Consider the following 13,676-nt stretch of genomic DNA (forward strand, 5'->3'; position numbering starts at 1 on the left):
GGCGAAAGAACGAAAATGGGAGGAATGAATGACCAACAAATCTGTCACACGCCGCGGCGTGCTGAAGTCTGGTGCCGTTGCAGGTACCGGTCTGGCCCTGCCTACAATCTTTACGGCTTCGTCGGCTGCTGCTTTCACCAACGAACCGACAGGGGCATCTGTCACTTTGGGTTTCAATGTTCCGCAAACCGGACCTTACGCCGAAGAAGGCAATGACGAACTGCTTGCTCAGCAACTGGCCGTCGAACATCTGAACGGCGAAGGGGACGGGGGTTGCCTTAATACCTTCACATCCAAGGCGCTTCAGGGGAACGGCATCCTTGGCAAGAAAGTCGAATTTGTTACGGGTGACACGCAGACCAAATCGGACGCCGCGCGTGCCTCTGCCAAATCGATGATTGAAAAAGACGGCGCGATCATGATCAACGGTGGCTCGTCTTCAGGCGTGGCTGTCGCGGTTCAGGGCCTGTGCCAAGAGGCCGGCGTGATCTTTATGGCGGGTCTGACCCACGCGAACGACACCACGGGCAAGGATAAAAAAGCCAACGGGTTCCGTCATTTCTTCAACGCCTATATGTCGGGTGCAGCGCTTGCACCGGTGTTGGCAGCTGAGATGGGCAAGGAACGTCGCGCGTATCACCTAACGGCCGACTATAACTGGGGTTGGACCCAGGAAGAGTCGATCGTTGCCTCGACCGAAGCCTTGGGATGGGAAACGGTCAACACGGTTAAGACACCACTCGCGTCAACGGACTTTTCGTCCTATATCGCCCCGGTTCTGAACTCGGGCGCGGATGTTCTAGTTCTGAACCATTACGGCGGGAACATGGTGAATTCGCTGACCAACGCAATTCAATTCGGCCTGCTGGACAAGGTCGCCAATGGCAAGGACTTCAAGATCGTCGTGCCGCTGTATTCCGAGTTGATGGCCGCTGGTGCGGGTGAAAACATCAAAGGCGTCTTGGGGTCGATGAACTGGAACTGGCAGCTGCAGGATGAGGGCACCAAAGCCTTCGTGAAATCCTTTGGCGAGAAGTACGGCAAGCCTCCGTCCAACTCGGCCCAGACCTGCTATGCGCAAGTTCTGCTTTATGCGGATGCGTGTGAGCGGGCAGGAACCTTCAATCCATGCGGTATTGTCGAAGCTCTGGAAGACTTTGAGTTCGACGGGCTGGGCAATGGTCCGACTTGGTATCGCGGTGCGGATCACCAGTGTTTCAAGGACGTGCTGGTCGTGCGGGGCAACGAGAACCCGACCAACGAGTACGACACGCTGGAAATCGTCGAGATCACGCCGCGTGCGCAGGTCGAGTACGATCCGGAACACCCGATGTTCGCCGGTGGTGAACTGGGTAAGTGCAACCCGGGCGCTTAAGGCCTTTGGCTGATGTCTGACCGCCGGTCTCGGCGGCCAGACCCCTTGTGGCCGGGCGCTAAAACCCGGTCACGACCACTCAATTACACTGACCAATCTTGAGGTGGGGCCGATGGACGCCATCCTACTGCAAATTCTCAACGGGCTGGACAAGGGCTCGGCCTATGCGCTGATCGCGCTGGGCCTGACGCTGATTTTCGGAACGCTGGGTGTTGTGAACTTTGCCCACGGGGCGCTGTTCATGATCGGAGCGTTCTGTGCGGTGACCTTACAGAAGCTTCTTAACCTGAGTTTCGAAACGCTTGACGAAACCCAGAAGGACTTTCTGGGCAACCCGCTGAAAGTTGAAACGCCTTATGTCGAGGCCTGGTTCGGCCCCGAGGTTGGAGCCACCATCATTGACTGGTCCGTTCCGCTGGCGATCCTTTTTGCGATCCCCATCATGTTGCTGGTTGGCTATGTGATGGAGCGTGGGCTGATCAAGCATTTCTACAAGCGCCCTCATGCGGATCAGATCCTTGTGACCTTTGGACTGGCTATCGTGCTGCAGGAAATCGTCAAGTATTTCTTCGGCGCTAATCCGATCCAGACCCCGCCGCCAGATGCGCTGAGCGGGTCGGTCGATTTGGGCATCATGGTTGGGTTCGACCCCAACGCGATCATCTATCCGATCTGGCGTTTGGTCTATTTCGGATTTGCGGTGGGCATCATCGGTGCGGTGTTCTCATTCCTGCAATTCACTACGTTTGGTATGGTCGTGCGTGCCGGGATGGCGGATCGCGAAACTGTCGGTCTGCTGGGTATCAACATCGACCGCCGGTTCACCATCATGTTCGGCATCGCCGCTGCCGTGGCCGGCCTTGCCGGGGTGATGTACGGCCCGCTTAATCCGCCAAATTACCATATGGGCATGGACTTTCTGGTTCTCAGCTTTGTTGTGGTCGTTGTGGGCGGCATGGGTTCATTGCCAGGCGCGGTGCTGGCCGGGTTCTTGCTGGGTATTTTGGAGAGCTTTGCCTCGACAACCTGGGCAACCACTACGATCCCGGGCATCAATCAGATCATCATCTACCTTGTCGCCATCATCGTGCTGCTGACACGTCCACGCGGTCTAATGGGCCGCAAGGGCGTGATGGAGGAATAAGCCCATGCTGGGACTAAACAAAAAAGACACCGGCCTGCTGGTCATCGTTGCAATCCTGACATTGCTGGCCCCCTTCATCCTGAACCCGTTCCCCGAAGGCAGCGCCATGGCGCAGTTCAATGCGGGTTACCCGGATCTGATGCAAAGGTTCGTGATCTTTGGCATCTTCGCCATCGGCTTCAACATCCTGTTCGGTTTGACGGGATACCTGTCTTTCGGTCACGCGGCCTTTCTGGGGGTGGGGTCTTATTCCGCCGTTTGGATGTTCAAGCTACTCAGCTACAACATCATTCCGGCCATTGCGCTAAGTGTGGTCGTCGCCGGATTGTTTTCGCTGCTGATCGGCTTTGTCAGCCTGCGCCGGTCAGGAATTTACTTTTCAATCCTGACACTGGCCTTCGCGCAGATGAGTTTTGCGCTGGCTTATTCGGTGCTATCGAACCCCAAGTTTAACCTGACGAACGGGGAAACCGGCCTGCAAGTCTATGCAGATGATCCGCAGATCCTGCAGGGCGCCAATGCGCCGGACCTGCCGCACCTGTTCGGCTTGCCGATGCGTGCGACCTACACAATGGACGTAGGCGCGTGGAGCTTTGATTTCAACGCGGGCTATTACCTGTGCGCGGTTGTTCTGATGGTGGTGTTCTACCTGTCTATCCGCATCTTCCGGTCGCCCTTTGGCATGATGTTGCGGGCGGTGAAATCAAACCAACAGCGGATGAATTACACGGGTTTGAACTCGAAGCCTTACACGCTGGCGGCCTTTGTAATCTCGGGCATGTATGCCGGTCTGGCCGGTGGTCTGATGGCCGCGATGGACCCGCTGGCTGGTGCTGAACGGATGCAATGGACAGCCTCGGGAGAGGTGGTCCTGATGACTATCCTTGGCGGCACCGGAACACTGATAGGTCCGGTTCTGGGTGCTGGATTTATCAAGTATTTTGAGAACATCTTCTCGAAGATCAACGATAACGTCCTGCACAGCTGGTTCGCATTCCTGCCTGATGGGCTGGAGGATGCGGTTGTCTTCGTAATCCATCCGTTCATCGGAAAAGGTTGGCATTTGACGCTGGGCATCCTGTTCATGCTGGTCGTCATCTATCTGCCAGGCGGTCTTGTCGAAGGTGGCCAACGATTGCTCAACCGCTTTAAGCGCAAGAAATCTAATACCGACGATGCAACGTCGGGCAAAACAGAACCGGCCGAGTAGGGGGCGAACCATGGCAATTCTAAGAGTCAAAGATGTCAGCAAGCGCTTCGGTGGTCTCAAGGCGCTGACGGATGTAAACCTCAATGTCGAAGAGAACTCGGTCCACGCCATCATCGGTCCCAACGGTGCAGGTAAGTCGACGCTGTTGAATTGTTTGGTGGGCAAGCTGATGCCGGACACCGGGTCCGTTTTGTTCAACAACAATTCGGTACTTGGGTTGGAGCCGTTCCAGATTAACCAGATGGGCATCAGCCGCGTGTTTCAGACGCCCGAGATATTTGGCGAGCTGACGGTGATGGAAAACATGTTGATCCCGATCTTCGCAATGCGGGATGGGGCTTTTCGGATGCACGCCTATGAGACCATCGCCAATGAAAAGGCGGTTGTGGAACAGGCCGAGGCGATGCTGGAAGAGATGAACATGGCTGACAAACGCGAAATGCACGCCGCTTCGCTGTCTCGTGGTGACAAGCGGCGGCTAGAGATCGGCATGTGCCTCAGTCAGAACCCGCGCTTGCTGCTGTTGGACGAACCCACGGCGGGCATGGCGCGGGCTGATACCAACAATACCATTGATCTGCTGAAGCAAATCAAGGACGAGCGCGACATCACCATCGCGATCATTGAACATGACATGCACGTGGTCTTCAGCCTGGCCGAACGCATCACGGTCTTGGCGCAAGGCACTCCCCTGGTTGAAGACACGCCTGAAAACATTCGTGGCAACCCAAAGGTCCGAGAGGCCTATTTGGGCGAAGCAGCGTAAGGAAAAGCTATGAACGAGAAACCTGACTTTTCGAAAAACGCGAACAGGGCCAGTACCGCACCTGCGTTTCTTTCGGTGTGGGATATGCATTCATACTATGGAGAAAGCTACATAGTTCAGGGCGTCAGCTTCAATGTACATGAAGGTGAGATTCTAGCTCTTCTTGGGCGAAACGGCGCTGGCAAGACCTCGACGCTCCGTTCCATCGCAAGGGTCGGAGAGCCGGAAGTAAGGCATGGCGAAATCTGGCTGGATCACCAACCGCTGCACAATATGACAAGCTACGAAGCGGCTGCTGCGGGTCTTGGTCTTGTCCCGGAAGATAGGCGAATTATTCCGGGCCTAACTGTCGAAGAAAACCTGCAGCTTGCGCAAATCGCGCCGCCGATTGGATGGTCGTTGGAAAGGTTATACGAGTTGTTCCCGCGCTTGGGCGAGCGCCGCAAACAAGAGGGAACTACGTTGTCCGGCGGCGAACAACAGATGCTGTCAATCGCCAGAGCACTGGCCAGAGACATCAAGGTCTTGCTTTTGGATGAGCCTTATGAAGGTTTGGCCCCTGTCATCGTCGACGAGATCGAAAAAACGCTTATTCATGTCAAGCAACAGGGCATGACCACGATCATCGTCGAACAGAACGCCGTTCGTGCTTTGGAACTGGCGGACCGGGCGATTATTCTGGATACTGGGAGCATTGTGTTTGACGGGACTGCGAACGAGGTGCTGGAAGATACCAATCTTCGGGAAGAGTATCTGGCGATATAAGTATCCTGTTTAGCCGCATGAAAAGTCTAAAAATATTAGGCTTTTCAGGTGCTTGAAATTCGCTGATTTGGGCGGTTTCGGATAAACCATTGCCCGTCTTTCAAAGACAGTCAAACCTGCTGGCCACGCACGTCACCAACCCATTCTGTGTGGGGGTTGGCCTTCACTTCCTCGAGCATTTTTAGAACTTCGGCTTTCCAACCAGCCTTGATCTTTAAGGCCAACTGAGACGGCGGGCGGTGAGCGGGTTCAAGGATCGCATATTCATACCTGAGCGGATTGTCCAAAGGCACGAACACAACCTTGTCGTTGGACAGGTTCATCTCACGTTCCGTTGCGACGGTCAGCGGATCAACTATCGTGCAGCACTGGCCCGAACTTACAAACGGAATGAGCGGTAGGAAATACTGACAGGTCACGGTAGGGTTATAGTTGGCGGATATGTTCTGAAACTCTCGCCGGACTTTGCGCTGAAACGGATGGGTTGCGTATAGCCCGCCCATCGGCGTTCCGTCCAAATCGGAAATCGTAATGCTGTCCTGGGACGCAAGCGGATGATCGCAATCTATCGCGCAGAAACAGTCTGCCTGAATCAGTTCGACCGAATATTGTGCTTTTCGTCCGGCTGAATGCTCGAAATCAGCAAAGCCGAAATCGATATTCTGCGTTCCCGCAAGTTCCATAATTTGCGGAGAACTCCGCGAGGACAACGTGATTTGAATGTCCGGGTTTTCACCCACCGACTGACTGATAAACCGCGGGAACAAAAAGGCCGAAGGGCCCGGCATCGTTGCGATATTCAGGCTGCCGGAATGCCCTTTGATCAAACCCTCCATGGTGTTTGAGATCGTTGACAGGCGATCCAGAATGCCCGCGGTCTCGGCCAGAAGGTAATGCGCCTCGGGGACCGGAACCAGCCGACGTCCTTTGCGTTCAAACAATGTCAGGCCCAAAGATTTTTCGAGGTTCTTGAGGGCAAGGCTGATAGCAGGCTGCGTCCGATGCAATTTCTTGGCAGTCTGAGAGATGGAGCCGGACTCCATCACCTCGCGAAAAACGGTGAGTTGGGTGAGGTTCATGCTCAATATATAAGTTAAAATTTAATTTTGTGAAATATAACAAATTTGTATTTATGAGAATTGCCTTTACGCTTGCAGGATCGAAGTCGGGCGAACCGAATCCGACGTTCCAACTTGGGAGATGACAATGAAACTAGTGAAATGCTTGACTGGACTGGCTTTGGCTGGCGCGCTGGCCGCACCGGCGTTGGCGCAGGACCCGACCTTTTTCCGCATCGGCACCGGCGGTGCTGGCGGAACCTACTTCCCCATCGGCGGCACCATAGCAAACGGTATCTCGGCCCCTCCGGGTTCGCGCCCCTGTGAAGAAGGCGGCCAGTGCGGTGTTCCTGGTCTGATCGCGATTGCACAATCGACCACCGCGTCGGTGTTCAATAACGCGGCTGTTCAGAACGGTGAGTTGGAAGCTGGCCTTGCGGCGGCGGATGTCACCCGCTCGATGTATCTGGGTGAGGGCAAGTTCGAAGGCAAACCGCACCCCAAGCTGCGCATTGTCGCCAATCTGTTCCCCGAAGACCTGCACCTGGTGCTGCCTGCCGGATCGACGATCAACGATCTGGGTGATCTGGAAGGCAAGCGCGTCGGTATCGCGCAGGCTGGCTCCGGCACGCAGGTTGCCGTGCTGCAGATGCTGGACGCCTGGGGTGTTAACCGTGACAACATGGACGAAGCCGAACTGAACAACAGCCAAAGCGCCGAGCGTTTGGCCGATGGTCAGCTGGACGCCTACTTCTATGCCGCAGGCTGGCCGGTTGCCGCGATGGTACAGCTGTCCTCGACCAAGGGTATGAACCTGCATTCCTTCAGCGACGAAGATCTGGCCAAGATCAACGAGATCATTCCGGCCTATATCCCCTCGGCCATTCCGGGTGGTGTTTATGAAGGTATCGATGGCGAAACCAAGACCCCGGCGGTCAGCGCGATGCTGGTTGTGTCCTCGGACCTGTCGGATGATCTGGTCTATCAACTGACCAAGGCAATGTGGAACGACAACACACGCAAGCTGCTGGACAATGGCCATGCCAAAGGCAAGCAGATCACGCCAGATACCGCGCTGGACGGCGTCGAAGCGCTGGGCGTTCCGCTGCATCCGGGTGCCGAGAAGTTCTATAAAGAAGCTGGGCTTCTTCAGTAATCAAATCCCACCGTAACCTATCGTCCGGTGCCCCATTTCGGGGCACCGCACACTTGAATTATGCGAAATCAGGGGGCCATCATGACCGAGACCCAGAAACTTGATGACCACGAACTGACGGCCGAGGAACTTGCGGCCATCGAAGAACAGTTCGACGAAGGCGCCGCTGTTCGTCAGGTCACACCAACCACCGGTAAGGTCCTGCGCGTCGTTGCCCTGATCTTTGCTTTCTATGAATTCTTTACTGCCGGGTTCGGCCTGCCTGCCGACCACTGGCATATGGGCATCTATCTGGCCCTGCTGTTCATTCTGGTTTACGCGACCATTCCGATTATCGGGTCGCAAAGCCTGTATGCGCTCAAAGTCAGCCGGTTCCGCATCGGCAACATCCCCCTTTACGATCTGGTCTTCATGGCGCTGGGTATCATTGCCGCGCTGTACGTCGGCTTCGCCTGGCGTGGCATTCCCTTTCTGGGGATCGAGGAGCAGACGTTCCGAATGGGCAACCCAAACGGCTATGACGTGTTCCTGGGCGTCGTCATCATCCTGCTGGTGCTGGACATCGCGCGCCGCACGCTGGGTTGGGTTCTGCCGCTGATCATCTGTGTATTCATTTCATACGCGCTGCTGGGGCCGTATTTCCCCGGTCTGCTGCAACATCCCGGTGTGAACTTCAAAACTTTCGTGTCGTCGATGTATTTCCCGCAAGAGGGTATTTATGGCGTCACTCTGTGGGTTGTCTCAACAATCGTGTTTCACTTTGTCCTGTTCGGCGTGATTGCGCAGCGTACAGGTCTGGGACAGCTTTTCATCGATAACGCGACGATTTTGGCGGGCCGCTATACTGGCGGTCCGGCAAAAGTGTCGGTGGTATCCTCGGCCTTCTTCGGCACGATCTCGGGTTCTTCGGTGGCCAACACCGTATCAACCGGCGCGCTGACTATCCCAAACATGAAGCGCCTAGGATACCCCGGCCATTTTGCGGGCGGGGTCGAGGCCGCGTCTTCGGCTGGTGGTCAAATTACACCACCGATCATGGGCGCTGCGGCGTTTATCATGGCCGAGTTCCTTGAGGTTCCGTACACCACCATCGTGATTGCGGCGATCTTCCCAGCGATCCTGCACTATGTCGGCGTCTTCGCCGTTGTGCATCTGATGGCGCGTAAACTGAACCTGCAGGGTCTGGCCAAAGAGCAGTTGCCGCAGCTCAAGGCTGTGTGGGCCGAAGGGTGGGCGAACATTGTGCCTCTGATCGGTCTGCTGGTGGTCCTGTTCACCGGTTACACGCCGTTCATGTCGGCCTTCTGTGGTATTTCGCTGGCAGTGATTGCGGGCATGTCGCGGATCAAGCAACCTCCAACGTTGATCTACGCAGCCGCCTTCCTGGCCTTTGTCCTTTGGAAATTCTCGGATGGCGGATTTGATCTGACCATGACGGCCATTCTGTGCGGCCTTTCGGTTGTCGCAACGCTCAACCCGCAAAAACGGATCGAAGTGCCCGAAATGCTGCAGGCGGTCGAGCTGGGCGTGAAATATTCGCTGGCCGTGGGTGCCGCTGCCGCAGCAGTGGGCATTGTGGTCGGAGTGATCAACACTACCGGTATCGGGTTCCGCATCGGGTTTATGGTGACGCAGGGCGCAGGCAATCTGGCATCGGATCTGTACAACATGATCTCGTTTGGCAGCTTCCAACTGTTTGCGATGGAAGACCTGCAACTGTTCATCTCGCTGGTCTTCATCGCCATCGTCTGCATCCTGATGGGCGCGGGTATCCCCACCACGGCGCTGTACATCATGCTGGTGTCCGTCGCGCAGCCCGCGCTGGCGCAGCTTGGCGTCCCGCCGATCGCCAGCCACCTGTTTGTGCTGTACTATGGGGTGGTCTCGGAAATCACGCCGCCAGTCTGTACCTCGGCCTATGCGGCGGCGGCCATTGCGAACTCGAACCCGTTCCGTACCGGGCTATCTGCCTTTACGCTCGGGTTGGGTAAGGTGATTGCACCGATGGCTTTTGTCTATGCGCCGGTTCTTCTGTTTGTGTCTTCGACCGGGTTTGACCTGTGGGAATTCACCTATACGGCATCAAGCTGTATCGCCGGGGTTATCGCCCTGTCCGCAGCCGTCGTGGGATACTGGCTGAGCCCGTTGAACATGGTGTCGCGTATCCTGATGGCGGTCGCCGGGGTCATTTTCGTGGCGCCGACCCTGACTGCCGATCTGGTCGCGCTGGCCGTGGCTTCGCCAGTCATCATCACGCAGTTGATCGCCCGCAATCGCAGTCATTCGGCGGCCTGATGAAATGACAGAACAAGTCACCATTATCGGTGCCGGCATCGTCGGCATCTGCTGCGCCTTGTCGCTGCAAGAGCGTGGCATTCCGGTCCGGCTTGTCGATAGAGGCGAGCCGGGTCAGGAAACCTCGTTCGGGAATGCGGGTGTGGTGTCGCCCTGGTCGATTATCCCGCAGGCGATGCCGGGGATCTGGAAGAAGCTTCCCCAAATGCTTTTGGATCCGAAAAGCGCGCTTTCGGTGCGGCCCAATTTCTGGCCAAAGATGATCCCCTGGGGTTTACGTTTTCTGGGCAATTCCGGCGAAAAGACCGTTCGCGAAGTGTCGGATGCGATGGATCTTTTGTGTCGCCCGTCAATTGACCTGTACCGTCGGCATCTGCAAGGCACTGGCTGCGAAGATCTGATTACCGACAGCTACTATGTTCATGCGTTCCGTCGCCCCGAACAGGCTGATTTGGAAGGTCTCGACTATCTTATCCGTCAGGAAAAAGGTGGTGATCTTGAGCGTGTTGACGGGCACGAACTACTGCGTCTTGAACCTGCGCTGACGTCCGAATTCAAAGCGGCGGTGCTGATCAAAGGTCAGGCCCGTTTAACCTCGCCGGGGCGCGTTGGCGCGGTTCTGGCGGAAAAAGCCCGCACGCAGGGGGCAGAGATCGTAAAGACCGAGGTCACTGGACTGACCTTTGTCCAAGGTGGCGGATGGCATCTGTCCACACCGCAAGAAACGCTGCTCGCGCGCAACATTATTCTGGCGGCTGGCGTATGGTCTGCTGAATTTTTGAAACCGCTGGGTCTAACCGTTCCGCTTGTCGCTGAGCGGGGATACCATGTTCAGTTTCAGAACCCTGCTGCCAGCCTGAACAATTCGGTCATGGATGTGGATGCAAAGGTCGTTGCCAGCTCGATGGTCGATGGGCTTAGGGTTGCCGGAACGGCCGAGTTTGCAAAGGTCGACGCACCGGCCGATCCGCGCAAAGAAAAAATTCTGACAGAGCAAGCCAAGGCGATGGTGCCGGATCTTGATACCAGCCAGGCACAGTTCTGGATGGGTCGGCGGCCTTCATTCCCAGACAGCCTTCCTGCGATTGGGCAACTTGACGGGCAGGCCGGGCTTTTTACGGCGTTCGGGCATTCCCATTATGGCCTGATGATGGCCCCTAAAACCGGCGAACTGGTTGCCGATCTTGTGTCGGGACGCAAGCCCAACGTCGATCTGGCGCCATTTTCACCGACCCGGTTTTGAACCTGCGGCACACTCACCTTGAAAGGATTTGAATACCATGCCGATTTATGAAGGCGGTCAGAATATCTGTGGGGCCTCAATAGGCGTTCTTTGTCTTGAGAGCTATTTCCCCAAACCTCCGGGGCATATCAAGAATCCGTCCAGCCTGCCGTTTCCGGTCCTTTATGAAATGATCGACGACGTTACTGTCCCGACCCTGCTGAACAACCCCACACCCGAGCTGCTTGACCCATTCATCAAAGGTGCGCAGAGGCTAGAAGCTGAAGGCGTACGAGCCATTACCGGCAGCTGTGGTTTTCTCGCCCTGTTTCAGAAGGAACTGGCAGCAGCAGTGTCTGTTCCTGTATTTGCGTCCAGCCTGATCCAGGTGCCTCTGGCCTTTCACATGACCGGAGCCAAGGCGCCGGTGGGCGTGGTGACCGCAGATGCATCGGCACTGACGGACCGGCATTTCGAAGGCGTCGGAGCGGCTGGTATTCCCGTGGTCGTACAAGGGTTGGAGCACACCAGTGAATTCGCCGAAGTGATCCTGCGCAACACAAGAACCCGTATGGACACCGATCTGATCGAGGCCGAATTGATGGATGCAGTGCGCAACCTGAAGCGGCAGTCGCCTGACATCCGGTCCATCGTTCTGGAATGCACCGATCTGCCGCCCTACGCCGCGCGGATTCAGCAAGAATTTCAGCTGCCAGTATTTGATCTGACGACATTGGCTCAGATGGCGCATTCCGTTGCCACGCGCAGCGCGTATTCCGGGATCATGCCCTGGACGTAAAAATCTGCAGGCCAGGCGCTTCGTGCCATATCGGAAAGGCATGGACCCCGGTCCGCAATTGCGGATATGCCAATCCTTGCAAGGGGTGACAATGACCAAGGGGGTGTGGAAGTGTCTGTCGAACTATCCATCCTGATGGTCGCCATCTGCTTAGGCGCAGTACTTCAGGTCGGGGTAGGGATCGGGTTCAGCATCATTGCAGGCCCGCCAATGATGATCATGTTGGGTACATCGACAGCTGTGCCCGTTTTATTGCTGTTGAACACCATTGTGTCCGTGGTCGCCACTGACCGGCGCATCCTTGCGATCGAACGAAAGACAACCCTCATCGGCATTGCCGGTTGCCTTGTCGGTGTGATCGCTGGCCTGGCAATCTACCCGTTTCTAAGCGACGTGTTCGTTCTGACCCTGACGGCCTGCTTGCTACTGATCGGGTTGATTACAACCCTTATCCCGTTTCACCGCGCCATTGGTACGGCGGGTTTCTCAGCCGTGTCAGGGTTATCCGGGCTTGCAACCGTTTGGGCAGCGACGCCCGGGCCCCTGATGGTGTTCGGTCTGATTGCGAAAGGTCATCAGGCCAAGGAAGTCGCGAAGCTGGTCCAACCCATTGCTCTGGTCGCCTATGGCACCGCGTTTTTGCTGCATAGTTTGTCTTCGGTGCAGACAAACCCGTTCGGGCCGCAGTTATGGGCGTTCGCTTCGGTTACTTTGGTCGGTAGCCTGATCGGCCGCGCCATCGGCCCGTACTTGCCGCAACCACTTATCACTGCTGCAATTCGGCTGGTTTCGCTGATTGCCTGCTGTGTTCTCTTTCAACGTGCCTATGCGATGGCTTATCTCTGAGGGGCAAATGATGACACGCACTGATATACTGGCCCAATTCCCACGCGCTAAGCTTATGTCCGGCCCAACGCCGCTGGAGCGCCTGAACAAAATGTCCAACGAACTGGGCATTGATCTGTGGCTGAAACGCGATGACCTGACGGGGCTTGGTTTTGGGGGAAACAAGACACGGCAGCTCGAATTCTATTTCGGTGACGCCATACAGCAAGGCGCTGATACTGTTCTGATCACAGGTGCGGTCCAATCCAACTATGTGCGTTCCGCCGCCGCAGCAGCTGCACGGTTGGGCATGCAGTCGGTCCTGCAACTGGAAGAGCGTGTGCCAGACATGGCCCCCGACTATTACACCTCGGGGAATGTTCTGTTGGCCAAAATACTCGGCGCGGAACACATGAGCTATCCTCTGGGTGAGGACGAAGCCGGCGCAGATGCAGCCCTGCATGCGCGCGCGGATGAGTTAAAGGCACAGGGGCGCAAGCCTTACGTCATTCATCTGGGGCTACATCACCCTCCGTTGGGTGCTTTGGGGTATGTCGCAGCGGGTCAGGAACTGTGCCAGCAGATGCGTGATTTTGATGCGGTTGTCGTGCCGTCGGGCAGTGGGGCGACACATGGTGGCTTGCTAACCGGCGTCGCGCTGTCAGAGGTGTCCGCGCCGGTCTTCGGTGTCTGCGTGCGTCGCGGCAAAACCCAACAGCATGCGCGCATGGAAACTGTCCTGCAAAAGCTGGCAGATTTGCTGGGCATCGAAGCGGACCCTCTGAAAGACAGAATTGAGGTTATGGACGAGGCCTTGCCCCCGGGTTACGGCAAGTTGAGCGCTAAGACACAAGCCGCATTGCAAAAGATGGCCCGGACAGAAGGAATATTCCTTGATCCCGTTTATACCGCAAAGACCTTTGCGGGGTTGTTGCATTTGGTTGAAACAGGGAAAATTCAACAAGGACAGAAGGTTGTCATGCTGCATACCGGAGGATTGCCTGCGCTGTTTGGTTACCAAAGCGAGTTGTTGGGCAGCCTGCAGTAAGACGGCCTGCTGC

12 protein-coding genes are annotated in these 13,676 nt (G+C 56.3%); 11 read left to right on the forward strand and 1 reads right to left on the reverse strand.

Translation table 11 applies throughout. The features are described 5' to 3' along the window. The first annotated feature begins 28 nt into the window (after positions 1–28). From ACR0B0_RS02155 to ACR0B0_RS02175, 5 genes are all read left to right on the forward strand, one after another. Entirely contained in the window at positions 29–1,375 is a 1,347-nt protein-coding gene (locus ACR0B0_RS02155; protein ID WP_170348210.1) for a substrate-binding protein, read from the forward strand. Positions 1,376–1,487: 112 nt separating this feature from the next. Further along, on the forward strand, positions 1,488–2,519 hold the full coding sequence (locus ACR0B0_RS02160) for a branched-chain amino acid ABC transporter permease (RefSeq protein ID WP_425080889.1): 1,032 nt from the start codon (positions 1,488–1,490) through the stop codon (positions 2,517–2,519). 4 nt (positions 2,520–2,523) lie between these two features. Then, positions 2,524–3,729, forward strand: a complete 1,206-nt coding sequence (locus ACR0B0_RS02165) for a branched-chain amino acid ABC transporter permease (RefSeq protein WP_480646220.1) — start codon at positions 2,524–2,526, stop codon at positions 3,727–3,729. Positions 3,730–3,739: 10 nt separating this feature from the next. Further along, entirely contained in the window at positions 3,740–4,495 is a 756-nt protein-coding gene (locus ACR0B0_RS02170; RefSeq protein WP_170348213.1) for an ABC transporter ATP-binding protein, read from the forward strand. 9 nt (positions 4,496–4,504) lie between these two features. After that, positions 4,505–5,260: an ABC transporter ATP-binding protein gene (locus tag ACR0B0_RS02175; protein WP_480646222.1), complete on the forward strand. Its 756-nt coding sequence runs from the start codon at positions 4,505–4,507 to the stop codon at positions 5,258–5,260. Positions 5,261–5,370: 110 nt separating this feature from the next. Here the strand turns inward: ACR0B0_RS02175 and ACR0B0_RS02180 are convergent, their stop codons facing one another. Beyond that, positions 5,371–6,339, reverse strand: coding sequence for a LysR family transcriptional regulator (locus tag ACR0B0_RS02180; protein WP_480646224.1), 969 nt, complete (start codon positions 6,337–6,339; stop codon positions 5,371–5,373). 127 nt (positions 6,340–6,466) lie between these two features. Between ACR0B0_RS02180 and ACR0B0_RS02185 the strand changes: the two genes are divergently transcribed. From ACR0B0_RS02185 to ACR0B0_RS02210, 6 genes are all read left to right on the forward strand, one after another. Further along, positions 6,467–7,474: a TAXI family TRAP transporter solute-binding subunit gene (locus tag ACR0B0_RS02185; RefSeq protein ID WP_170348216.1), complete on the forward strand. Its 1,008-nt coding sequence runs from the start codon at positions 6,467–6,469 to the stop codon at positions 7,472–7,474. Positions 7,475–7,555: 81 nt separating this feature from the next. After that, the gene (locus ACR0B0_RS02190) at positions 7,556–9,769 is read left to right on the forward strand and encodes a TRAP transporter permease (protein ID WP_170348217.1); all 2,214 of its coding nucleotides are present in this window, start codon (positions 7,556–7,558) and stop codon (positions 9,767–9,769) included. Positions 9,770–9,773: 4 nt separating this feature from the next. After that, positions 9,774–11,012: an NAD(P)/FAD-dependent oxidoreductase gene (locus ACR0B0_RS02195; RefSeq protein WP_170348218.1), complete on the forward strand. Its 1,239-nt coding sequence runs from the start codon at positions 9,774–9,776 to the stop codon at positions 11,010–11,012. 37 nt (positions 11,013–11,049) lie between these two features. After that, positions 11,050–11,790 carry an aspartate/glutamate racemase family protein gene (locus ACR0B0_RS02200; RefSeq protein WP_480646226.1) on the forward strand — a complete coding sequence of 247 codons (741 nt, stop codon included), beginning with the start codon at positions 11,050–11,052 and terminating at the stop codon, positions 11,788–11,790. 111 nt (positions 11,791–11,901) lie between these two features. Next, complete coding sequence (locus ACR0B0_RS02205; protein ID WP_170348220.1) at positions 11,902–12,636, forward strand: TSUP family transporter; 735 nt, start codon at positions 11,902–11,904, stop codon at positions 12,634–12,636. A 7-nt stretch (positions 12,637–12,643) separates the two neighbouring features. Next, positions 12,644–13,663, forward strand: coding sequence for a D-cysteine desulfhydrase family protein (locus ACR0B0_RS02210; RefSeq protein ID WP_480646228.1), 1,020 nt, complete (start codon positions 12,644–12,646; stop codon positions 13,661–13,663). The last annotated feature ends 13 nt before the right edge of the window (positions 13,664–13,676 follow it).

This window comes from Ruegeria sp. BA12 (assembly GCF_056539625.1).

What these genes read in the sequence shown, in the direction of transcription:
- ACR0B0_RS02185 (WP_170348216.1), top strand. Translation starts at nt 6,467, where the DNA reads ATGAAACTAGTGAAATGCTTGACTGGACTGGCTTTGGCTGGCGCGCTG.
- ACR0B0_RS02210 (WP_480646228.1), top strand. Translation starts at nt 12,644, where the DNA reads ATGATGACACGCACTGATATACTGGCCCAATTCCCACGCGCTAAGCTT.
- ACR0B0_RS02190 (WP_170348217.1), top strand. Translation starts at nt 7,556, where the DNA reads ATGACCGAGACCCAGAAACTTGATGACCACGAACTGACGGCCGAGGAA.
- ACR0B0_RS02155 (WP_170348210.1), top strand. Translation starts at nt 29, where the DNA reads ATGACCAACAAATCTGTCACACGCCGCGGCGTGCTGAAGTCTGGTGCC.
- ACR0B0_RS02200 (WP_480646226.1), top strand. Translation starts at nt 11,050, where the DNA reads ATGCCGATTTATGAAGGCGGTCAGAATATCTGTGGGGCCTCAATAGGC.
- ACR0B0_RS02160 (WP_425080889.1), top strand. Translation starts at nt 1,488, where the DNA reads ATGGACGCCATCCTACTGCAAATTCTCAACGGGCTGGACAAGGGCTCG.
- ACR0B0_RS02195 (WP_170348218.1), top strand. Translation starts at nt 9,774, where the DNA reads ATGACAGAACAAGTCACCATTATCGGTGCCGGCATCGTCGGCATCTGC.
- ACR0B0_RS02180 (WP_480646224.1), bottom strand. Translation starts at nt 6,339, where the DNA reads ATGAACCTCACCCAACTCACCGTTTTTCGCGAGGTGATGGAGTCCGGC.
- ACR0B0_RS02165 (WP_480646220.1), top strand. Translation starts at nt 2,524, where the DNA reads ATGCTGGGACTAAACAAAAAAGACACCGGCCTGCTGGTCATCGTTGCA.
- ACR0B0_RS02170 (WP_170348213.1), top strand. Translation starts at nt 3,740, where the DNA reads ATGGCAATTCTAAGAGTCAAAGATGTCAGCAAGCGCTTCGGTGGTCTC.
- ACR0B0_RS02175 (WP_480646222.1), top strand. Translation starts at nt 4,505, where the DNA reads ATGAACGAGAAACCTGACTTTTCGAAAAACGCGAACAGGGCCAGTACC.